The organism is Alicyclobacillus tolerans (assembly GCF_900142255.1).
GTDB classification, from domain to species: domain Bacteria; phylum Bacillota; class Bacilli; order Alicyclobacillales; family Alicyclobacillaceae; genus Alicyclobacillus_I; species Alicyclobacillus_I tolerans.
In genome coordinates this window covers 22,132-44,660 of sequence record NZ_FRAF01000017.1, presented here as the reverse complement: position 1 = coordinate 44,660, position 22,529 = coordinate 22,132, and the positions used below count along the sequence as shown (strand labels likewise).

The window sequence follows — 22,529 nt, the reverse complement described above, 5'->3', positions numbered from 1 at the left end:
TATAAGACCAAAATTCAAAGGAGGTTTTATATGACAACACAACTTAGCTTGGCAATTGATTCTGGGAAGAGTTCAACCAAATTCGCTTTCTACGTCAACGGGGAATTGCAGAAGATGAGCTTTCGAACCTTGGTTCAGGAGGTGGAACATTTCGGGATGGAGCTTCAGCCCAATAACTATCTGTTGGAACTTGGAGGTCAGACCTTTCTCGTGGGAGATATGATTAGCGAGGAGAAATTCGACTATGACCTGACTAAACAAAATCCCATCCATCGCACCTGTATATTGCTTGCGTGTGGGCTTGCGATTGAACGTGCTGGTCTCGCCAGCCAAGGCGTTGTGAATCTGAGACTTTCCGTTAATGCGCCCGTATCGATTTACAAAAACAATAAGCTAAAGACCAGCTTTGAGCAGTTCATCCAGAACGACCAACGGGTTGTCTCTCTCAAAATTAACAACCGCCCTGCAATTCTACTTCGGATTGAAACTGTGTTGGCACTTCCCGAAGGCATGCCGATGTTTGCAAACCCCAGCTTGTACCGAGATAAACGTTGTGTCATCTTCGACATTGGCAGTTTGAACGTGAATTTCTGCCAGACAGATTCTCTTCGACCGTCGTTAACGGGGATGTTTCTCTCCAATCAAGGTATAGCCATGCTCAGAGCGAAAGTGGCGGAGACGTTGACCTCGGAATATGGAGTCAGCATTGGGGTGGACGATGCGGAGGTAATCCTAAAACGCGGCTACTTATCCGTGAATGGGAAAAGGTTTGAAAATAGCCCAATGATCATCCATCGTATTCTCAAAACTCACCTGAACGAGATCATCAGTTTTGCAAAAAGCCGTGGCATCACATTTACGAACATTGACGAGATGGTTTTTACTGGGGGAGGTAGTGTCATGCTTCAGCAAGTTATCCAGCAGGGGTATCCCAACGCAATCCTCGATCCCAATGGCTCTTTTGGAAATGTGCTGTCGTACCTTGCCATCATGAAGGCGAAAAACCTTGCCTAAGTCTCCGAAGATAAGCATCAGTTTTAGGGAAGAGTACCTCCCCGTTTACGAATGGCTGAAGGGCAAAGAAAATATTAGCCTGTATATCTGTCGCTTGGTCATTGCGGACATGAAAAACGGGGCACATTCGGACGATTTCGAGGCAAAAGTGGAAACAATTCTGCTGAAATTGCTGAAAAACAGGAACTTGATTGAGAAGGACGACGGAATCGAGGTTGAAAGGGATAAACTGGAGTCCTTGTCCAGCGAAGAGAAGGATTTAATTAACTCGCTATTCTAACGGACGAATCACGGGAAATAGGGTCAAACACACAGTAACCAAAACCGCCAATAAGGGAGCCGATAAATGGCTCTCTTTTGCGTTTTCGTGCTCACATTTCAGCAACTTTGTACAATTTTACGCCGCACGTTTGCCCATTTTCCTGATGTTGAACCACAAAGTTGAGAGCTTAACCTTTTACACAAGGTATTCAAAGCCGTTGAGTTCATAACGACAGCGATGCATTGAAGGCTTTGCGGATATGAATCGGGAATCTTAGCAGTGGAAGGTAGGTTAAAAGGTTTTTCCTGTAAAACCTTAGTCCTACCCCCTGTTTCTATCCTCTCGCCAACTTCACGCTTGACTCCACGTCATGCACAGCCTGCCCTGCCATTCCATGGCCACTGCCTGCCATTCTCTGTTTTTGTTATTGCACGATAAACAGATCCAAGCGTTGACTAATACGCACAACATCAGGATTCCCCAAGTCGCGGCGTGCTTCCGCCATATGTACCATCTTGTTCCGTACAAATTCGACGATATCAATGCACCCAGACATGATGATTCTCCCCACCACAAGCCTTAGGTATATATTTGTATGGAATTACAATCAATCTTTTGGATTGCGGAGTCAATAGTCCGTTTGAACCCTTTTGCGGGCAAACAGAATTCCATGCCTCAACATTGCTAAAACTCAGTCCCAGAATTCCTCTCGATTTCTATTACTCCAAAGTCAGTATAATGGGACTGTTTCTCACTTGGCGTGACCCTGGTCACACTTTCCGCTCCTTGTCATCCACCGAAATACTTTCTTCTCTCAATGCCCTCCCTGCTTTTCCAATTCATCCTTCATCAACGCTACATCGATCCGAATGCCAGACAAGCCTCCCGCGACATGTTCATCTACGATGCGTATGATTTTCTCAAGATTGCTGACTTGCTGTTTCAATATGTTGACCTCTATTTGCATGTCTTTCAGTTGATTCGAAACCTCGTGGATATCATATCTGATGTGATCTTCTACCTCCGCGAGAAACTCTTTTATCTCATCGTCCATCATTTTACCTCCGCCCCTTTTCTGCTCCACCCCAGATCAACTTTGTAGCCTTTAATCTCCGCCCTATCCCTCGCTGACTTTAGTCAAGGTCAAACAAAAGCGCCCAGTCTTTACGACTGAGCGGTTCTGAAATCCATATGAAGTTTGCTGGGTAGCCCAAACTTCCTCATCGGTTCTCGTCCTTTGTCTGTACTCTTGTTACCGTCATCATAGCGTTGGGAGTTGTAAGGGTCAAGCAGGAAAACAGGGGTCCTGACAGGAGAGGTTGTGAGTGTGAAACTGGAATCCGTGAACAACAAGCAGAGTCGGTTCAGCCGACTCTACCCGTGTGCCATTGCGTTGCAGGCTATGGACAATACGAATATTGGAATGAAGCTGAATGAATCTGGAAATATGCGGAGCTTATTCGCTCCACACTCCACAGCCAAGTAACAGGAGCGCTGTCTGGCGACTACCCCACAAACATCCAACATCTCAATCACTTGCAGTAACCTACCTACTGCACCATGTTTTACATAGGCTCTTTTCGTATAGATTGTTGCTCTTTGGACGATACTGATATAATGACGGATACATCATATGAGTAGACATCCAAGGAGTGATTTCAGTGGGTAAGACGGAAAGTTTAATTGTTGGACTTTAGCCATTCATTGCGGTCAGCCCAAAACATATTGCCGTTAATAGCGACAACGGTGTCATGGTAAGCCTTTCTTTTTTACTTTTCGACAAAAAATTTATGACCGTATTCAGCAGTAAGTAAACCGCAAATAAATAACATACGCCCTTTTCTATTCCGTGTGGAAATCCAATAGAAATCACATTTCCCGATTGCAGTAGATCTAATATTCCAATAATTTGTATGAGTACCGAAACTACACACGCCACTCTGATTCGTTTCGGCATGATTCTATATTTTCCACCCATGGCAAATTCTCCGTATGGCAACCCAAATGCTAATAATACATATAGAATAGCGATTCCTAAGAGGGTAATGCTTCCAATCCATGCCGTTATCATCAGGACTCCCCTTTTAGCGATTTCTAAATATTTGTTGATAGAGTTATTATACAAAGTTTTAGGGTACAACCATTGTTTAACTAATCGCAGAGCAACAATCTATACGAAAAGAGCCTTTACATAAAATGAGTACGAACTTTGGATTTAGGGGACTTCGCTTATCGTTATGTTGTAAACGCCAAGCGGTGTGTCGCACCCTACTCTCCGAAAAAGACCCAATCACCTGCGCCCAGTAATGTCATTCTTGATATGGCTTAAAAAATGTCTTGGGAATCGATTCGAAAATGTCCCTTCTTACGCTGTTCTTAACAAACTGAAGTCCCATTTGAGCAAGTTTTCTCTGTCGTTGTATCGGGTTCTCATACGTGGTTGGCACATTCCAGGCGGCATCAATACGTTCTGTTATCCATGATTGTAATGACGGAGGCAAAGAGTCGATACTCGCACTGGAATCAATCCAATGTGTAAGATGGCTTCGAAAAACGTCGGTGATCGTTCTTCCCCACGATTGTAGTAGTTCGATGGCATAGGCACCTGCGATAATGTTTGCCTCTCTCGGAAAATCCCTTGTTTGAGGGAGAAAGGTGTCCAAATGTAATCCTTTCCTCGCTTGCCGAACGTTAGCCACAGCCATAACGCTTGCTTGAGCGATTAACCGATTTTGCGGTTCATTTAAATACAAGTGGAGTGTGACAGGTATAAATTGATCGGATTCCTCATCGGATGAACATTTCTGAGCTAAGGTCAATAATGCATTTACAACCCTTGCCTCAAATTGACTCGGTATAACTGCCGTATCCATAGTGGCGCGAAACTTGTGTAATGCTTGCGGGAATGGCTCGTCATCTACGATTCTCTCAATCGCATTTACTTCGTGAATCGTAAGAACCTTTCGGGACGGAGGAATTCTCGGAGTCAATATATCGGAAATTTCATCATCATGTTTCTGTTTAATAGTTTCTTCGGCAAGTGCTGATAAGAATGATTCAAATGCTTCTTGATGAGTTTTTGAACCAGGGAACTCCTTCATCGGATCAATGACAGTAACCCCATAGGAATTACATAGCGATTCCAGTTCATTGCTGTATTCAAACGCAATTAAGTAAGCACTCGGTAGTTTGCCACGAAATGCGTTGTGTAGCCCTGACAACAATAGCTGGATGTTCTTATCTCGAAGGCTATACCCAATAAATAGTAGATTTTTTGCTAACAAGTCGGAACGGAGACGGATATTGAGAAAATGATCGGGATCGTCAATTCGTTTCTGGTAGTCTTCACTTGTAAACACTACCGAGTCAGGGTTGGATAAATCTCCATGATACTTAAACAGCAAGCGATCTGCAGGTACTGACTCTGCTAAATCCTCAAGTTCAATAACTGGCTTATAATTACGTCCAAACTGCTCAAAGCACTTCTCAAGAATGTTATCTTGGTTGGTGGTATAAATAATACCAAGACCCAGGCTCATTATTTGTAACTGAGTTGTCCCGCGCTCCGCATCGAAACCATCGACCAGTAGCTTCGGTTTTAAAAAGTCGCACAGCCCGCTCTTTCCATAACTGTCCACATACTGCTGTGCTATGACAAGGTGATCACCAGGTTCGACACCAAGAGCGTAAGCCATTTCATCGCGAATTCCATCCCAATCTACGTGCAAGATAGGAACGGAACATCCAGCACCCAAAAACGGAACCAGTTTGTGTCTTGCGGCAAGAGGAGCTAAAACTGAAACCATAGGAGATGTCGCAATCATTCATTAGTCACCTTCATCAAAACAGAGTTTCCTTTGCCTTTTTCAACTTCTCCCAAACCTTGAACACCGCATCCGTTGGGTCGAAGTAAAGATGGGCTGAACTTTAATGGGCAACGTCGGCGGCATCACTTGCAAATCAAACAACCGAAACCACTCAACACCATCTTTCCTCAACCCTTTCTCCTATACTCGTTGGAAACTGTCTTCAGATTCGAACTTCATCAACGAACCCACGGTTCAAGCGGCTCCAACAGCCGCCGAACAATATCGTATGCAGATAAGTCATCCTGCCCTTCCTCTGTGATCTTGCCAAGTGTGAACGTCACGAACACATCCACCTAATACCAGCTAATGCCTTCAATTGAGCCAATCCAATCGAGGAGAATCCTTAAATCCGCAGGCTCCTTACGCTGTTCATCCCACCATTGACCCTGGCGTAGCTGGATTAGTCGTTTCCCGCGTTCATCCCCTGCCTCGATGAGATCAGGTATTTCAACTCTGACTGCAATTCCGATGTCGTTCCCCACTGACTCCTGTATCGTTGTTAACCTCTCTCCCACCTCCCTATTCGCCAATGCATCGATGAACACATACCATGCCCATGTGTCGTTTAGTACAAGTTCAGGCTTATTATCAATCGATTGGATTAAGCCTTTTTCAATATGTAACCCAACCTCAAATTTGCCATTAACCTCGTCCACGAAGAACTTCCCAAAACGGAACGCGGGATAATCGGCTGACGGGACAATCCACCACATAGAGCGTTCGATATCGAAGCGATTAAATGGACGCAGAGTGTAACGCCGCTCTCTTGTTTTCAGGGACTCGTTGATCATTACTGCTAATTCCCGCGCATTTTCTGCCACAATGCCCTTCAATCCCATCACTCCCTACTCCCATTCACTACAGAACTCACAGATCCACTGATTTAATTTGTCATCGAACCATAGTTCCTGGCTCCACCCAGCCCAGAGTCCGCTTTGGCACCGTGGACACACTGTAACGGAGTCTGTTATCAGACAGCCTTCTGCCGAATCCTCATATCCCAAGTGTTCATATTGCTTGATAACAGGCATCAATGAATCATAGCACCGCTGTCTATCCTGTTCAGTATCAAAAATCAGGAGTTGGCGGCTCTCTGTATAAATACCACCTTCGTTCGTGCGATACAGTGCCTTCAATTCGGATTCCAGGAGTTCCTCCAGTATGTCGTTGACCTGTGGTTTCATATCCTCCCAGTACACAACCATGCCAGGAACATCAACAATTGGAGGATGCCAGTCCTGTATCATGACGAGTAGAGCCTTCAAATCGCAGACTAAGCGTTGTCCCATACGTGCAAAGAACAGGTCAGGGTCCAGCTCCTGCCCATCAAACCACCAGTCGCGCCAGCTTAGTAAATCCTCTACGACTTCCGAAAGGTCATCCTTGTCATCATACGATACCATTTCGTTGTACTTCCGATAAACCGCACGATTCTTTTCAGCAAACTCCGAGTAGTCCCAGAACCCTTCCTGCTCCTGCTCTTCTGATGGAACACAGTCTTTACTGCAATATGTTCCCGATGGGGTTATGTAGGGGATTTCAGTGAAGTGTTGACCACATTCAGTGCATCTTCGGGACTTGTTCACCGCGACAGTCAGTGCCCAGTCTGGCATGTCCACATCATACTTCAGACACGACCTTTTCACTTTCGCTCGAATCGTGTCCCATGTACCATCGCGTAAAGACTTGGCACGGTGCTCTGGGATATCGAAATACTCGATGGAGCTAAGTAACCGTTCTCTATCAGAAAACAGATATGATGAGAAATTAACTGGCAATCGCCTAAAACTCATCGCTACTACCCACCTTAAAGGCATTGTTCAATTCCATGGCAATCTGTTGCGCCGCACGCAATGACTTGACTGTGAACTGTGTCCCAATAAACTGATTGCCTTCATAGACATCAATGTCAATTGATCCTGGAGTTTCGTCATTGACCCTCCAATTCATGGACCTGCCACTTTGCCTTGCCAAGTATGCTGTTCGAAGTGATAGAGCAACCTGTTCTGCAAAATCCCTGGACTTAAATGACAACACCTGCTCAACCAGTTCGTTCCCGCGATACATAGCAATAACATAAGCACCGTCCGACTTTTTCACTACGTCATAGGTAACTGACTTATGTAAAGTATCCATGCGTCCTTCACACTCCCCCACTGTATTTTCCCACCATCAGCCTCTTCATCCCTTTATTCAGGGCGCAAGGTCATAACCCCTCGTTCACCAATACCTTGCAAATTATGCGTAACGATGGTTTCGTCTGACCAGAATCCAATTGGAGCATCGGCAGGCTTTGGCTTTTTTACGTCACTTTCTACCATCTGTCTGTATACCGTGTCCGAATAGTAATTCAAACACCCGTCTTGACTGACACTCTCCAGCCGAAAGAGTTCCGTGATGGGTTCGCCGATGATTGTTAAATCCAGGTAATCATCCGACACCCCAACGGTTGAGTAATACATCACTTCTCCGTGATGCAAGGCACATTTGGAGGGAATATCCAAGTCGTTAAGCGTCAGAATTGCATCGCGACAGAAATTCTCTGCTCGCCTCAAATAGTAATACAAGTTTTCATTCTGGATAAATGGTTCTCCGAAAATTGCGATGATGCCATCACCAATAATCTTTTCAACAACGCCGTCGTATTCGTAGATTAAGGGAATCACGTTGGCATAATACATATCCAAAACTGCGGCAATCTCATCCGCACTCATGTCCTTCGTCTGTTTGGAGAAACCCGATATATCGATAAAGGTCAGAACGACTTCGTATTTTCTCCTCTGGTCAAACTCGCGAGCGAACTCAGGATTCAAATACACCCTTTGATAGTCAAAGCTGTCCGTTACAACAACCGTTCCCAACGACTTCTGAGTGTATGCGACTTTCCGCCCCGCCCCGTATTTTCTGAACAACTTACCATTTTCATTTAGATTCGGCATACAACTACCCCCTTCACCCAAATGCCCATAGCTTCATCGATATACAGACCAATACGGAAAGTCCCACAAACGTTAACACAACCCATACGCTCCAGTTGAACAGCTTGAACTTTCGCATAACAATCTTGGAGTTTATCAGGATTTGGTCTGCCAATTGTCCTTCCCATTCTGAAAGCTGGCATTTGAATTTTTCTTTCAGAGCTTCCTTGTACTGGGGTGACTCGTATTTAGAGATGTCACCGAAATACAGTAGATTGTCGTTCTTGGCGATCCCGCCTTCTGTTCGAATTATCTTGCTGGAATTTGTGATAGGGGAAAATGAAAATAGTGAGATGAGCAAACTTATTGCTATTCCCATCACAAAGATGGTGACGGGTACTTTAATCGCCGTCGCAATCGAACTGTTTGTCAGCAAACTAATCAATCCAAACAGTGCCGCAGTATCAAATGTGATGATGGCAACGTGCTTTGCTTCCGCAAACTTCAGCCAATCATTAACTTTATCGAACAAATACTTTAACTCGTCTTTCATCCCTCTTATCCACCTTCAGCATCATGAGCATCGGAAATGGCTGTCATAACGATATCCGCTGTGTAGCACGAAAGTTTCTTATCCCCAACTCCAACTTGTACGGGCTTCCATAAGTTCTCCGTGATATCTCTTGAACTGGTTGGGTTGCGCCTCTTGTACTCGTCAAAAACCTTCTCGGTAATAATAATTGCGTCGTACCCATCTTTATTGGCTTGGTCAGTCAGTTTTGATGCCCGATTCGCTGGACGTCCTAACCACACCAGATCCTTGTAATTCCCGTGGTCTTCGGTACGACTGATTGTTCCGACTTTGGTCACGAGCATCGAGCCGTAGTCGATGCCTATCCCGCATTCGATTGTATTATTGTAACGTTTCTTGAAATAGGGCTTTATAACATAGGACATAATAGAGTTCATCAAGTATGCCGTATTCACGGCATTCGTAAAACAATCCTTTCCGTTTTTCTCTCTGTCATAAACCACCATCACACGATCCCCAACTATTCCCCTCACATGCCCACCATGGTATCTTGCCGCTCGAATCATCTCTTCAACAAAGGATGAATAGAGTTTCCCTGTTGTACCCTTTTGATGCTTGTCGGATAAACTCGTAGAACGGCGAATGTCGATATACAACACCGTAGATTCCAGAACATAGCCAACGTTGTCAAAGGTGAGCGATTTGTCATTCACCGATGGGACAGTGATGACATCAATCAATTCAAAATCCTCCGCAAAACGGTCAGATACTCGTTGCTTGCTCTCCTCGTAGTATTCCTTTAACCCCATTCAAACCCCTCCCCGCGTGAAAGTGACCTGGTTCGCGGCAAACACTGCTTGTCCACTGCATCAGTTCCCGCCTACAAGTCACGAACTATTTCTTCGTCCAGGATGGCTTTTCGCTTTTCCCAATCAGGCATCAACGCACTTAGAAAGCCGTAAAATCTCTCGTTGTGGTTCTTGTGAAGAAAGTGGGTCAATTCGTGCAGAACAACGTATTCGATGCAGTATTTTGGAGCCTTGATCAACTCGAAATTGAGAAGAATGGCGTGGGAGTCCCTTAAGCACGACCCCCACCTTGCCTTCATCGTGCGAATCTGTATCTGTGGCTTTGAAATGTCGTATTTTTGTAGTGACGAGTACACTTTCTCCAGAGACTCAGAAAAGACAACATTAGCCTGTTCCCTCATCCACTGGTCAAAGAGATTCTTCTTCCTAACGGTATCGGTTACGTTCTTTACCCTCAGATAAATGAAGCCACCATCAAGCGTTACTCCTTCATCTTGTGCTTCTTCCACTCGCAGTCGATATTGCTTACCAAGGTACTGAAAGGACTCACCGCTGACGAACTCCCGTTTTCGTTCACTCTCTGGTTGCACGTCTCTGAAGTAGTGAACATTTTTCACGATCCACGGAGCCTTGCGCTCCACAAAGCCCAGAATAAACTCAAGAGGTACACTCGGATTGGCTGAGACCGCAACGGTCATGTCTGGCTTGATGTGGAGGTTCACGTGTTTGACGTTTTTCCTCTCCAACGTGAACCTGATTACCTGTTCCCCATACTCAACCTGATGAACCTCCACACCGCTTGACTTGTTAGTATCTTCGTAAGGCAACGGTCTTCACGCTCTCGATCAGTTTATCGATCTGGTTAAAATTCAACTCAAAGTGATGCTCTGCCGCGAAGTCATAGAGCAAATCGTCCAATTCTTGAGCGATTCGATTATGCACCTCGATGTTGTCATGCCAGTCAACCTTGCTATGGCTTTCAATGATTTGGTCAATTTTAAGTGCCAACTCACCCAGTAATTCCTGCTTGTCGTTCACGTCATTGGATTCTTGGAACACCTCCAGTACAACGCCGTAGAAAGCTTGGGCATTGACATTACTTCGTAGGTTAGAGGGATAACTAACGCCCGAAGTGCCCTTGCGAAAGTCCCTCATGATATCCTGCATTCTTGACCAGTATTCAGCTTCACTAATCCGCTGTTCTTTATAGGCTTTGATGGTTTCTTCGATGCGCTGTGAGAATTTCTTGTAATAAACTGGGTTCTCATCCCACTTGGCGTTAATCCGTTTGGACAACCTGGTTCGGATGGCATCTGCCCTCGCCCTGGGCGATTTGAGACGCTTCAATTCTTCCTCAAAGCCCTTCTCATCCATAATGTCCACGGGGTTTGTGATGCGAATGATTTCCTCCGCCGAGATATAGTTATCCATGAGCATCTGCATCTTGGCTTCATATTCTTTATGATCGATGGTATCGCTGTAGCGGAGCTTCACGCTCTTTCTGAGTTCCTGGTAGAACTTTAAGTCACGTTTGTATCGATTGAGTTCGTCCGCGCCGAGAGCGTTATAAATGGCTTCGGACTCCAATGCGATACCAAGATTCCGCCCGAACGAACTTAACACGGAATAGAAGTGCTGTCGCAGTTCATCATTTGCAAGTAGAACCTCGTACTCTTCTACATCGTTCTTGTTCTTCACTGGAATGAAGATATTCACAAGCTCCGTATAGTAGTGGCGCAGATCCCCGATAATCGTGATGACATCATAAATGGCACCTTTCAAGTCTTTGGGGTCGAAATTCTCCAATCCCGCTCCAGCATACATTTCCATCGCTTCGTCCAGCTTAGTCAACAACCCGCGATAGTCGATAATCAAACCGTAGTCTTTTCCTTCATACAACCTGTTTGCTCTTGCGATGGCTTGTAGAAGATTATGCTCCTTGAGAGGTTTATCCACGTACAAGACGCAGACATTTGGCGCATCAAAGCCAGTAAGGAGCTTATCTACGACGATTAACAGATCAAGCTCATCCCCGTTTACGAACTCATCCTTGATGCTATCTTCGTAATTGTCCTCGTCGCCATACTTGTCCATCATCTTCTTCCAGAACTGCTGAACCTTGTCCTCCGATGCTTCATCGACTTCACTGTAACCTTCACGCTGATCGGGAGGTGAAATGACAACAGCACAGTTCAAATCACCGAGTTCTTCAAAGGCTTCTAAATAGCGAATGGCTTCGAGCTTGCTGTTTGTGGCTAACATCGCAGTATAGTGGATGTCCTTCGTTTTGTAGTGCTTTAGAAAGTGCCCGTTGATATCAAACGCGATCAACTTAATCCGCTGATCCGATGACGCAATCCGTTCAAACTGCGACCACTTTTTCATGACCTCTTCTTTTTGCTTATCGTTCAAGTGACGGGTGATCATATCCAGACGGAGGTCGATGGCTTTTCGGTTAACCGTCTGATCAACCATCTTGCCCTCATAAAGTAATGGAGCAATAATCTTGTCCCGAACACCGTCTGCCATGGTATATGGTCGGAACATCTTCCCGAATTTCACGATGGTATTTTTCTCTTTCCGCAACAGAGGTGTCCCTGTAAAGCCTAAATAGCAAGCGTTCGGGAACACCTGTTTCATTTTTAAGTGTAACTCACCATACTGTGTCCGATGAGACTCATCGACGAGTACGAACACGTCCCTGGATAGGATTTTTTGCTGTTGCCCTGATGCGGTGTCAAACTTGTGGACAAGTGTGGTAACGATATCCGCGCTGTTATCGTTGATCAGGCTGACCAGGTGTTTTCCAGTCGTCGCACGACTTGCCTTAAGCCTGGAATGATTGAAAGTACGATGAATTTGTTTGTCCAGGTTCTTTCGGTCAGTAACCAATATCACCTTCGGGTTATACTGGGTCAGTTCAGACAGAATGTATTTCGCCAGCATCACCATGGTCAGGCTCTTCCCAACACCTTGGGTGTGCCAAATCACCCCACCTTGACGATTCCCATGTTCATCCGTCTCGTGAAGAATGGTGTCAATGATCTCCTTAATGACGAAATACTGCTGATACCGTGCGATCTTCTTGACATCCTTATCATAGACGATGAAATATTTAGCCAGTTCCAGTAACCGTTCAGGATGGAACAACGAGATGATGTTCTTGTCCTGCGTAGTAGGAAGACGGTCATGAACCGTTTGGCTCAGCTGTTCCTGGAGCCATGCTTCATCTTGCTCCTGCCACACAGTCCAGAATTTCTTCGGAGTAGCACATGTGGCATATTTCGTCTCATTCTTGTTGGTTGACATGATAATCTGAACGAACTTAAAGAGTTGCGGGGCATAATCCTTACCGTGATTGCGAAGCATTTGGCTGATTCCCTGATCCATCGAGATGGAAGCCTTTTTGCACTCTATAACGGCAAACGGAATCCCGTTGACAAACAATACAATGTCAGGACGAACCGTCTCTCGCCCGCCCATTCTTTCGACCGAGAATTCCTCAACAACATGAAATACGTTATTATCCCAATGATCCCAATCGATGTACTGAAGGGTAAATGACTTTTTGGAGCCATCAGGTAGATTCTCCGAATAGCTCCTCCCTAACATCAACGACTCGTAAATCTTCTCGTTGGTTTTGACAAGTCCATCCGTCAACGGTTCGTCTAAATCGCGAATTGCCTGCTGAATGTTCTTCTCGCTAAACTTGTAAGTATTACCCTTGTACTCGTAAGAGTTCTTTCGGAGTTGCTGTTCCAGAACTGCCCGCAAGAGAACTTGATGCAAGTTGCCCCGCATCTTTTCTGCTTCTTTCGCAGGTAAATACGTGTATTTCAGCCTTCGTAAGACTTCGATCGCTGGTATTTGGCTAATATTCTCTTCATTCAGATCCTCTGCCGATGGCATCTTACCATCCTCCTATGTGTTGCACAGAGTTGAAACTCAATCCAAATTCAAACCTGAACCCTGACCTTACCTGTCAAGAGAAGTTGCATGAGTCCACTTTTCTGTTGTTTCAACGCGGTTAGTTCCTCTTCGAGTAAATCAATGCATTCATCGTAAACTCGCAAAAGCTTTGCTATTTCACATTGCTCATCATAGTCTGGCAAGGGTACTTTTATTTCAGCCAAGGTAGACGGATAAATATGAACAACAGAGTGTCCTTGACCAAGCTTTGCACGCTGGATAGCCGCCTTACCCGTATTTAACGCGTATGACAGAAATAAGCTATCGACCTTCACTTCTGGTCTCAAGATGATGATGTCTCCACCAGCATAAGCTGACTCATCCCCTAAATATGCAACGCACTTACCTATCTCCTCTGCAGTTTCTCCAGAACCAGCGAACAGAATATCGTTCTTTCTTATTTGCGTACTACCCGTGGCATCCTCGTCATTGATAAATGAATAAAATTTCCTGATGAAAACATGATGCCGAGTATAAATCTCACCATATAAGACACAGCCGAAACCATTCTCTACCACTTGGTCCTTTGAAATACCTTTGCCTTTCAAAAATGACCCAACATGTCTTAACTCGACCTCCTTCCATTCCCCCTTTGCTGATGACAACCTGATCTTTCCTGTTAATAAATTTTGCATCAACCCAATTTTCTGCAATCCAATTTGCTCAATTAACGTCTGCTTTAGTTTAATCACCTTATCCCAAGTCAAGAGAATTTCAGCAATTCTTCGTTGCTCTTCGAGGGGAGGTACGTCAATAGTCGTTTTCTTGAATATATTCATCGCGACTAAATTAGCCATTGCTCCGCCCTGTGTATTATCAATAATTCGCCGTTGGAAACTCTCCCACTGGAAATACTGGTAAAAATAATCGCTGTCAATTATTTGATCGTCAGTTTTAATCAGAAGAAGTGCCTGATTGATAATGCCCATCGGAGAACCTTCAGGTATTCTGAAGATACGACCTATAGTGCCTGAGCAACTCACAATAAAGTCTCCCGCTCCGACTGCAAACCTCTTTAGCTCCTCATATTTCTGTGCATCAATAAAATAGTCTCCCAATTGGGCATCTTGATAAATCGCATTCTTTTGCTCGTACACTTTATAACCCGTTCGGACGAATGACTCTTTCTTTAATGCCCCTCCGAACGGACCTCTTATAAGCCCCTTCTGAACACAGATATCTTGTAGACTCTTAGCTTCCCATCCAGGAGGTACTTTCGCTTTGTCGGATGGATCGTAGGTCAAGTTGATCAACTCCATCTTCATTTGCGCCCCTCAAAAACCCAAGGTTTTTAAGTGTTGTTCCATTTGAACCTCTAAATCCCCAATCTGCTTCTTGATACTTGCAATAGTCCTCTTTACTTGCTCCATATCGATTTCCGCTTCTTCCTCAAAAGAGTCTACATATCGTGGTATGTTCAGGTTGTAGTCATTTGCCATGATCTCATCGATGGTTGCAACATACGAAAACTTTTCTTGTGTTTGGTATACTTCGTAGGAATCGACGATTCGGTTGATATCAGCTTCTCTTAGGAAGTTCTGATTTTTTCCTTTCTCATAACATCCTTCACCTGAGGCATCGATGAACAGAATGTCCCGTGTCGCCCTATTCTTCTTGAACACCATCACACATGCTGGAATACTTGTTCCAAAAAACAATCCTGGGGGTAGTCCAATCACTGCATCGAGTAAATTTAGATCAATAATTGCCTGGCGAATCTTCAACTCAGTTCCGCCCCTAAACAAGACACCGTGCGGCAGTATAACTGCCATCCGCCCATTTTCCGCCAGAGAGTAAAGCATGTGTTGGACAAACGCATAATCCCCCTTTGAACTTGGCGGAACCCCCCATTCGAATCTACGATACGGGTCGAGACTTGCCTCCATCTTAAAGGGTTTGTCGCCGTCAGTTCCGTCGCCACTAAAGCCCATTGCCCACTTATCGAGAGAAAAAGGAGGATTAGCGACAATCACCTGGAATTTCATGAGCTTACCGTCCTCAAGATGAAGCGGGTTCGACAACGTGTCTCCCCAGAGGATCTTTGCATCATCAATACCGTGAAGGTACATATTCATCAACGCCAACGAGTGAGTCTGACCGTTGCGTTCCTGTCCGTAGACAGCCACTTTCCGATTTGGTACTTGATTGACTACGCGAATCAAGAGCGAACCCGATCCGCACGTCGGATCGTAAATCCGATCATTCTCCTGCGGATTCACTAATCGCGCCAACAGTTCTGATACCATAGAGGGAGTAAAGAACTCTCCCCCCTTCTTACCCGCATCGCTGGCGAACCGCTCAATCATATACTGATACGAGTTGCCAATGATATCGTCGTGACCGACTACCGAGGGTCTCAGATCGAGTTTGTTGAAATCCTCCAAGAGCGTTTTAAGCATAGCATTGCGTTCTTTGGGCTTACCTAAAATCGGCTCTGAGTTGAAGTCGATGTTCCTGAACACGCCACGCAATTTACCCGTGTTCTCATTTTCCAGGTGCTCTAATGCCTTGTTGATAATCATGCCAATTTCAGAGTTATTTCTTTGGGCGTAAAGATAGTCAAATGTCGAAATCTCGTCCAAGACGAACCGCTCTCGCGACATTGCCCTATTGACCCGCTCCTCGTCACCCTTGTAACGCTTCTTGTACTCATCCAACCGCTCTTTATAGGTGTCACTTAGGTATTTCACGAACAGCATGACAAGGATGTAGTCTTTGTAGATACTGGAATCAATCTTGCCCCTGAATGTGTCACAGGCTTGCCAAAGAATGTTGTTAATCTTACCTTGAATATTCTCTTGCTGGTCCGCCATAGAAATCCTCCTCAACGTATGTTCGCAATCTTATAAGCCACTAACGTATTGAGTTTCTGTTTCTCCACAATCAATTGTTGGTAAAGCCATATTTCCTTTTGGTGCAAAGCATTTAGCTCAATAATTATGCGCTGTTTCTCAATCGGCACACGGGGGATATCCAACTGTGCAAGAGCACTCTTGTTGGTGGTCGGGATGTTCGTCCCCGTTTGGTGTCGGCGCAGTTCATTTTTCACAGGTTCGGTATTCAAATACCAGGCTACGAAAGCGGGTACGATGATACCACTGGACTCTAACCGAATCACCGCAAAGTACGACGGGATCAGTAGTCCATCATGTCCCTCTTGTATGTAAACCGCCGTATACGGATAGCTCAATCGAACCAATATGTCACCAAGGTGAGTGAAATAGTCCGCACCCAATTCGTCGTTGCTTTGAAACAGCTCAAATGGCTCATCGGAGAACGTTCCATCGAGATTGATGTTCCTCAGTGTGACCAACCGATATTGTGCTTTTACATCGTAGTCCACTTCCGCCTTCTTTCTGGTAAGCACCAGCCCTGTCTTAATCCCCGCTACTTGACCAAGTTTCATCCGCCGCCTCCTCTCATGTTAAATATACAATTTTGCATCGTCGATGTTGTTGTTAAATAAACAATATAACATTATTTTTTCGTAGTCAAGTATAATTTACCAAGCTTGCGAGGGGATCAACATGTAGGGAGGAAGAAGAGCCGAGAATGGTGGGCAAGATCGCAGAAACGGGCATCTGAAACTTGTTCTTTATGTATTGGCGTTGGTTTCCCAACGCCTTTGCCCTCCTCTCTGCTCTATCACGCCATCTGACGCTCATACTGCAAGATATCGAACAACGGATAACCAATGTGTTTGATCATCCTGCCGAAAATCCGCGCCAATTCATCCACAGTGGCTTCCACCGAGTCCAATACCTTAAAGTAGCACCCGATTCTGTTGTCTTGAACCTTCACCCTCTCATCAATCTTTTCCCGCAACAACCACGGTTTTGCCGCAAACAATCGAAATAACTCACGATTCGCTTCGTCAAATCTCAACTCTACAAACGCCAGGTTGCGCCTGTTCCGCGCCGAGATGTAGAACTGTATCCCTGTACGCCCGCCGCCAAGGATAAGCGTGGCATTGTCCTCGACAAAGTGCTTCTCTCGTTGGAGTGGCAGGAAGTTGGGTACCGCCTCCCGCAAGCGATACAACAGGTATCGATTCACGTCTACACGCTTGGTAAAGTCGAACTCTTGATTGGTTGGAACAGGCTTCAGGCTCAGGTGCTTGAATCCTGGATGTTCAATCGTTTTGACAACCCGAAGGAGATTTGGAACTTCACGCAACGCCCCCAATGATCCATATACCTCCAGCTTATGCTTGGAGTTGAGCGTTTCAAGTGGTTCCATAATCTCATCCGTGATCCGAACCAACAGCAGTTTAATAGGTTTTCCACCGCAACCCACTTGTTGCTCCAATTCTCGAACATGCGCGACCTGGAAACCAAATGCGAGGTAAAGCAACGTCGTCCCTTCATCCAGTACATCGATGAGCTTCAACAGCCGCTCCTGGTGGTAGCTGTCCGATTTACCAAGCCACAGTTCTGCAATAACGGATGTTCCCATAACCCTGTCATAACCGAACAGATCCAGCTTATATCCCTTCCAGTATGATTCGAGCAACGGTTCGGTTATCCCTCGCCCCATGACTTCCTCCAAAATGGATTTGTGCTCCTTCAAGTACAGCGAGAAAATGAACTCACGTTCGCTTCCTTTCAAACTCACAAAACACGCCTCCTTTATGCTCTTCCTGTAACAAAGCAGAGAGACCCCCTATCAAGGAGTCCTCCCTGCCTGCTCTACGGTTATTCCCGAATCAATCGAAGTAATTCCCGTACCTTTTCGATAATCACGATGCTGTCACGCACCTTGTTCGCTCCGTCAAGGTCGCTACTCATCACCGTTTGCAACAATTCGGCGAGACCGTCCTTCATGGGTTGCGTCGCTGGGATACCATTACAGATGGTGTAATGATGTGTGAGAACCAGCTCGATCACATCTTTTTCCCTCTGCTCCTCTTCGCTCATCTCCATAAGTTCCTGAGGTGAGACGCCAAGGGCAGGTGCCAGCTTGTAGATGATTGGCACGCTCGGAGCCTTTCTATGATTCTTCTCCAGCCGATTGATGTAGCTCGGCGACACCCCCGTCATACGTTCCAAGTCCTTGAGTGAGAGGTTGAGTTGCTTACGCAAGTACCGAATCCGCGCCCCTACTGAATCAGGGATTTCACGCTTACCGTGATCATTGCCCACATCTGTTCGCCTCCTGCAATGTTTCCCAAGTGGGAATCCTGGTGTATTTTCGAATCTATTTCTTTTACTCAAGAGGCATAGAAGTTATTCAGTCACAAAGGCGCAAGAAGGACGGAATCAGGGCGAGATAGAGGCAGGCAGTTCGGAGGACTGGTGCAACATCAATTGTCTTTCGGCATCAAGAAACGCCTATGTAAGATGAGACATAACCTTATCAATCAGTTGAACCAAAAATGTTTACACAAATGGAACAATAAATATTTACATTTGTGTAACAACAACCATATCCGTAAACCACATGGGATTGTGGTTTGCATCCTTCCCACGAATAGATATGACGCTGTTCACTTTAAAGCTTACGATTCTATGCGGCTCACATATTAACTGCCGCGACACCGCCTACACAGGGAAGTCGTGAGTGTATGAAAATTTTACGACCACTTGGCTTATTGGACGTCGATATCTCTAACACGGTGCGCCTGACGGTGGTTCACGAGCGGTGCAACTGATGCGTAGATTACCTACGGCGGCTGTAAGCTCTCCGCAAACCACAAGATCCCTGAGCATCCTACATTGGTGCAGATTCACTTGCGTTGTTGTCATTTTGCAGACCTGCATACCTGCAGTTGAGTACGTTCCTGTTGACCAATTCCGTTCTCCCCACCGCGAAGGCGTTGATTGATAAACGGTTTTATCCTTAATCACAGGCAAACCATCCAGGGCAATGAGGGTACCTTGGTGCCAGTAGTCAACCCTTTGAGTTTTCTGCGCTTTTAGACCTCCGCTCGCCAGAAGGGTACTATCGACTCCACTCCCTTCCGCAATGCTCTCATGTCCCATTTGCGTTGATTGAGGCACGTCTTTCCCCTTACCGCAGATATCAATACCACTGCAGTTTTACTACCTCCGAAATTGGAGATGAACCCGTTACACTTGCCTGCCCTTCCACTTTGGAAGAAAACTCAATGGTTTGGTCTCCCTGTTCCCAGTAATTTTCCACCTGTTTTTCTCGTATATATAGGTTTATGTTTTCCGAATGTTGTTTGGGTCGATCTTGCTTACAGGGAAAAGTTGAACGAGGAGATAGGTTCGACGGGATAAACAAACGTTGCAAGTTCCAAATCAGTAAACAAAAATGGTTACAGATATTTAAACGTAAACATAGGAATGGATTGCAAGCTCAGAATCAAATAGAATCTGCTTTGTTGGAGGTGATTCCAGTGGGATATAAAGTGAACGCCGTACCCACCGTTGCGCCGTTCGGTGCGTTGGTTATAATCTGGGTTCCTCTTGGAAACAGCCTACCCAATCCGTACAAGGAAATCGTATGGATAATTGGTTCAGCTCATCTGCTTGCCTGGGTCGGATTCGCCTTCTATCTTGCATTTAAGTATCGGAGACTCAGCATAACGGATAGTGAACTGATATTCTCCAAAACGACGTATACAGCAGAAGACGTAAGGAAAATTCGGGTGCTTGAGCGAAGTTCCACGTTCTTATTGTATTTCAAGAAGCGTAAATACCCGCTTTCGATTTCGTTCAGTCTTGTGGATACGGACAAAGTGATTCAGGAACTTCGAGGCTGGGCGTGGCGAAATGAGGTGACTCTGGAGTTGGCACCACGACGGCGGAAAAGGTGATGTTTGGTATATGGGCTTCGGGTCTGAGGGCGTACCAGTCCTCTACGTTGCATACCCCGAACAGATCCTACACCAGTACAGTCGCATCATTGTGTGTGAACTCCGCTCCATGACTTCCCGTCTTCTCAGCCGACACCACAACATCCACGCGGAGGGGGATGGCTTGTATTCAGAAAGTGGGAGGTGTATGGAGGGGTTATCTCAAATCCCTTGCCATTTTTGCTGTTTTACTTCTATCTCTTTCACGTTTTCCCCTATAGGTCAACAAACACCCCCATACCCCTCCCAAACTGGATGAGAAGTACCATCTCCCCCAGTCCTGTGGATGCGATGGGTCTTGTGATATGGACGAGTGGCGGTCGTGCAGGCATTCGTCGTGCGGGTGCGGTTGGCGGTGCTGACGCTCCAAAGTGCCAACAAAGAGTAAGAGCCAGCCCTGTCCAAGCTGATCATCGTAATGTAACGATAAGTAAAATTGACGCGGTACGTATGATCTACATTTCACCAAACTTCAAGTTCCACGATGTGCCGTGTTGCTGTCCAAACACCATTACTGAAGCCCTACTATCCGTTCCCTGTATTCACCCTGGATACTTCACCATCACCGCAAGCCGATAAAACGCCTGGTGTCGGTCAGCAAACAGGGTTCGCATCATGAAAAGGTCGGTTCCAACAAATGCATAGGTTACATGGGACTGATATTGGAAGAGAGCGCGGAGCCGCTTCAGCAAGAGGTCGTCAATCTTGTGGATCACCTGAAACTCGTGGAACCAGACGACCAGCCGCCTGTTGGATTGCTCAGGGATGCGTTGCATGAGGCTTATGCTTTCGTCCAGGAGTTCTAAAGAATGTTCCTTGACCCTTTGCAAATATGGTATGTCAACAAGGTCTTGGATTTTTGCACGGATCTCAGGTCGGGACAGGCTCTCTATCAAGTCGCTAAGGGAGGAGTTCGGTAGGGAGGTAATTACAATCCGTAATTGAAGAATCCCTGTTAGCAAGCGAAATATCAGTGCCTCAATCGTTGAGACGTCAGACAGGTCAATCTCCGCTGTGTAACATCCCCGCGCTTCCAGCCTGCTCAAAACACCGCGCGCTAACAAGGTGCTCCTATGATGAGGAACTGCGAATGTCACACTGCAACCGTCATATAGCCGCTCTTCAAGCTCCCGTAAAAAACAGTCATACTGAGGAGGCGGTGAGGGTACAATGCCCTCGTGAGAGGACGCCATATCGTTATCCATGTGTAGTATTCACCTCGTATGATGTTTTCCGCATCTTATAAACGTTAAAAACTCGGCGTCCCAATATACCGCGCTTACAGTTTAGACGCACCAAGCTTCTTTCTTGAGCATTCCCACCCGTTAGTTGAACAGCACACAGGTTGACTACTGTCAATGCGGCACGAGTAGCACAAGGAATCCTGGAACCAAAAATGTAAATAAGGCGATTGACATTAGTACTATCGAAGTAAGAAAATACATTTTTCCACTTCTCTTACGCTTTTTGAAATAGAGACCTACGATTAAAGAAATGATTCCCACAAGAGCCAATACGTAAGGCAAATATACCAAACTAATAAATATGAGCTGTTCAAAATTCCCCATGTTATCCCCCTCCTTCCGTGTGCGTCGCGACAACCGTCTGTCACCTGAAGAAGTCGTCAAACCCCTTCCTTTTTTGAACCGACTCAGTTTTTGTCCTTCTGTGCTTTTAAGATAGCGTTGTTATCCTTGACAACTTTTCCGAAGTGCCGTGCCTTGTTCTTCTCGACGTAATCCACCACACATCCAAGCGAACTATTCCCACCACTCTCTGTTTCCCCGCTATCCTCAGCAACGCTACGTAACGCGGAGGCAACAGCCTCGATGTCGTCTTCGAGCAAAACACGGAGCGCATATGGGAAATGGGGTCGAGTATTAGGTGCGTTAAAATACCGAGAGAAATCGCTCATGTAGTCGTTCGCATATTCAATCAGTTGATTCGCCAGATTGAGTCGAAGTTCTTCCACTGTCGCTCCATCCGCCACGATTAACTCGATTTTGCAAATAGAACCTGCGAAACGTCCATCTTCATCAACTTCATATTCGTAATTGAGGGGATAGGCGGTTAGTAGCTCCCGCATCTGATTCAGGGATGTGACGATGATGATATCTCCATCCCGTTTCACCACCTGAGGTTGACCGCTAACTGTCGCGTCGAAAAACTCGTCAAAATTCGACACAACGTTCATCGTACTCACTACGCCTCGCAGTAGCATAGCCCTTCCCCCTCCAATCCCTGTGAAGACACGTTCATTCTGGGACCTTCAACTCAACGGCGAACCTATAAAATGCCTGATGACGGTCTGCCCAACGTGTCCGCATTAAAGCTGG

Annotated in this window: 25 protein-coding genes; 5 read left to right on the top strand and 20 right to left on the bottom strand. The window is 45.7% G+C overall.

Translation table 11 applies throughout. The annotated features are described in order from the left end of the window. The first annotated feature begins 30 nt into the window (after positions 1 to 30). Positions 31 to 1,014 (top strand): ParM/StbA family protein, encoded by a 984-nt coding sequence (locus tag BUA75_RS10370; RefSeq protein ID WP_072874534.1) that lies wholly within the window; start codon positions 31 to 33, stop codon positions 1,012 to 1,014. Next, on the top strand, positions 1,007 to 1,294 hold the full coding sequence (locus tag BUA75_RS10365; RefSeq protein ID WP_072874533.1) for a hypothetical protein: 288 nt from the start codon (positions 1,007 to 1,009) through the stop codon (positions 1,292 to 1,294). The genes BUA75_RS10370 and BUA75_RS10365 overlap by 8 nt, the downstream gene beginning before the upstream one ends. A gap of 406 nt (positions 1,295 to 1,700) precedes the next feature. Here BUA75_RS10365 and BUA75_RS10360 read toward each other — a convergent pair whose 3' ends face one another. Both BUA75_RS10360 and BUA75_RS10355 read right to left on the bottom strand, forming a co-directional pair. Continuing rightward, positions 1,701 to 1,832, bottom strand: a complete 132-nt coding sequence (locus tag BUA75_RS10360; RefSeq protein ID WP_083574278.1) for an aspartyl-phosphate phosphatase Spo0E family protein — start codon at positions 1,830 to 1,832, stop codon at positions 1,701 to 1,703. 258 nt (positions 1,833 to 2,090) lie between these two features. Further along, positions 2,091 to 2,330: a hypothetical protein gene (locus BUA75_RS10355; protein WP_072874532.1), complete on the bottom strand. Its 240-nt coding sequence runs from the start codon at positions 2,328 to 2,330 to the stop codon at positions 2,091 to 2,093. A 273-nt stretch (positions 2,331 to 2,603) separates the two neighbouring features. Between BUA75_RS10355 and BUA75_RS15900 the strand changes: the two genes are divergently transcribed. Next, on the top strand, positions 2,604 to 2,762 hold the full coding sequence (locus tag BUA75_RS15900) for a hypothetical protein (RefSeq protein WP_165611996.1): 159 nt from the start codon (positions 2,604 to 2,606) through the stop codon (positions 2,760 to 2,762). Between the two features lie 207 nt (positions 2,763 to 2,969). On the opposite strand, the gene BUA75_RS10350 is transcribed toward BUA75_RS15900, so the two are convergent. The 16 genes from BUA75_RS10350 to BUA75_RS10275 form a co-directional block, all read right to left on the bottom strand. Beyond that, on the bottom strand, positions 2,970 to 3,347 hold the full coding sequence (locus tag BUA75_RS10350; RefSeq protein ID WP_083574277.1) for a hypothetical protein: 378 nt from the start codon (positions 3,345 to 3,347) through the stop codon (positions 2,970 to 2,972). A 238-nt stretch (positions 3,348 to 3,585) separates the two neighbouring features. Continuing rightward, complete coding sequence (locus BUA75_RS10345; RefSeq protein WP_083574276.1) at positions 3,586 to 5,100, bottom strand: SIR2 family NAD-dependent protein deacylase; 1,515 nt, start codon at positions 5,098 to 5,100, stop codon at positions 3,586 to 3,588. A 338-nt stretch (positions 5,101 to 5,438) separates the two neighbouring features. After that, the gene (locus BUA75_RS10340; protein ID WP_129583608.1) at positions 5,439 to 5,978 is read right to left on the bottom strand and encodes a hypothetical protein; all 540 of its coding nucleotides are present in this window, start codon (positions 5,976 to 5,978) and stop codon (positions 5,439 to 5,441) included. Between the two features lie 12 nt (positions 5,979 to 5,990). Further along, the gene (locus BUA75_RS10335; RefSeq protein WP_072874530.1) at positions 5,991 to 6,938 is read right to left on the bottom strand and encodes a hypothetical protein; all 948 of its coding nucleotides are present in this window, start codon (positions 6,936 to 6,938) and stop codon (positions 5,991 to 5,993) included. Next, on the bottom strand, positions 6,928 to 7,302 hold the full coding sequence (locus BUA75_RS10330; RefSeq protein ID WP_072874529.1) for a hypothetical protein: 375 nt from the start codon (positions 7,300 to 7,302) through the stop codon (positions 6,928 to 6,930). The genes BUA75_RS10335 and BUA75_RS10330 overlap by 11 nt, the downstream gene beginning before the upstream one ends. Before the next feature lie 32 nt (positions 7,303 to 7,334). Continuing rightward, complete coding sequence (locus BUA75_RS10325) at positions 7,335 to 8,084, bottom strand: adenylate/guanylate cyclase domain-containing protein (protein ID WP_072874528.1); 750 nt, start codon at positions 8,082 to 8,084, stop codon at positions 7,335 to 7,337. A 13-nt stretch (positions 8,085 to 8,097) separates the two neighbouring features. After that, entirely contained in the window at positions 8,098 to 8,616 is a 519-nt protein-coding gene (locus BUA75_RS10320) for a Pycsar system effector family protein (RefSeq protein WP_072874527.1), read from the bottom strand. Between the two features lie 5 nt (positions 8,617 to 8,621). After that, entirely contained in the window at positions 8,622 to 9,404 is a 783-nt protein-coding gene (locus BUA75_RS10315) for an adenylate/guanylate cyclase domain-containing protein (protein WP_072874526.1), read from the bottom strand. 71 nt (positions 9,405 to 9,475) lie between these two features. Beyond that, positions 9,476 to 10,231, bottom strand: coding sequence for a M48 family metallopeptidase (locus BUA75_RS10310; protein ID WP_242650302.1), 756 nt, complete (start codon positions 10,229 to 10,231; stop codon positions 9,476 to 9,478). Then, positions 10,212 to 13,313 (bottom strand): type I restriction endonuclease subunit R, encoded by a 3,102-nt coding sequence (locus tag BUA75_RS10305; protein ID WP_072874525.1) that lies wholly within the window; start codon positions 13,311 to 13,313, stop codon positions 10,212 to 10,214. Before BUA75_RS10305 ends, BUA75_RS10310 begins: the two co-directional genes overlap by 20 nt. A 47-nt stretch (positions 13,314 to 13,360) precedes the next feature. After that, positions 13,361 to 14,638, bottom strand: coding sequence for a restriction endonuclease subunit S (locus BUA75_RS10300; protein WP_072874524.1), 1,278 nt, complete (start codon positions 14,636 to 14,638; stop codon positions 13,361 to 13,363). A gap of 9 nt (positions 14,639 to 14,647) precedes the next feature. Next, entirely contained in the window at positions 14,648 to 16,186 is a 1,539-nt protein-coding gene (locus BUA75_RS10295; protein ID WP_072874523.1) for a type I restriction-modification system subunit M, read from the bottom strand. Positions 16,187 to 16,197: 11 nt separating this feature from the next. Continuing rightward, a complete protein-coding gene (locus tag BUA75_RS10290; protein ID WP_072874522.1) occupies positions 16,198 to 16,779 on the bottom strand; it encodes a restriction endonuclease subunit S in 582 nt (193 codons plus the stop codon). Between the two features lie 239 nt (positions 16,780 to 17,018). Next, the gene (locus BUA75_RS10285) at positions 17,019 to 17,987 is read right to left on the bottom strand and encodes a hypothetical protein (protein WP_072874521.1); all 969 of its coding nucleotides are present in this window, start codon (positions 17,985 to 17,987) and stop codon (positions 17,019 to 17,021) included. A gap of 80 nt (positions 17,988 to 18,067) precedes the next feature. After that, positions 18,068 to 18,514: a helix-turn-helix domain-containing protein gene (locus BUA75_RS10280; protein ID WP_072874520.1), complete on the bottom strand. Its 447-nt coding sequence runs from the start codon at positions 18,512 to 18,514 to the stop codon at positions 18,068 to 18,070. A 465-nt stretch (positions 18,515 to 18,979) separates the two neighbouring features. Continuing rightward, a complete protein-coding gene (locus BUA75_RS10275) occupies positions 18,980 to 19,372 on the bottom strand; it encodes a hypothetical protein (protein WP_072874519.1) in 393 nt (130 codons plus the stop codon). A gap of 362 nt (positions 19,373 to 19,734) precedes the next feature. Here BUA75_RS10275 and BUA75_RS10270 point away from each other — a divergent pair, with 362 nt between their 5' ends. Both BUA75_RS10270 and BUA75_RS16115 read left to right on the top strand, forming a co-directional pair. Continuing rightward, complete coding sequence (locus tag BUA75_RS10270) at positions 19,735 to 20,154, top strand: hypothetical protein (RefSeq protein WP_072874518.1); 420 nt, start codon at positions 19,735 to 19,737, stop codon at positions 20,152 to 20,154. Positions 20,155 to 20,484: 330 nt separating this feature from the next. After that, positions 20,485 to 20,772 carry a hypothetical protein gene (locus tag BUA75_RS16115; protein ID WP_129583607.1) on the top strand — a complete coding sequence of 96 codons (288 nt, stop codon included), beginning with the start codon at positions 20,485 to 20,487 and terminating at the stop codon, positions 20,770 to 20,772. Here the strand turns inward: BUA75_RS16115 and BUA75_RS10265 are convergent. Both BUA75_RS10265 and BUA75_RS10255 read right to left on the bottom strand, forming a co-directional pair. Continuing rightward, on the bottom strand, positions 20,736 to 21,257 hold the full coding sequence (locus BUA75_RS10265) for a hypothetical protein (protein WP_129583606.1): 522 nt from the start codon (positions 21,255 to 21,257) through the stop codon (positions 20,736 to 20,738). The two genes, BUA75_RS16115 and BUA75_RS10265, sit on opposite strands and share 37 nt — an antisense overlap. A gap of 587 nt (positions 21,258 to 21,844) precedes the next feature. Continuing rightward, positions 21,845 to 22,414, bottom strand: a complete 570-nt coding sequence (locus BUA75_RS10255) for a RelB antitoxin-like protein (RefSeq protein ID WP_072874515.1) — start codon at positions 22,412 to 22,414, stop codon at positions 21,845 to 21,847. Between the last annotated feature and the right edge of the window lie 115 nt (positions 22,415 to 22,529).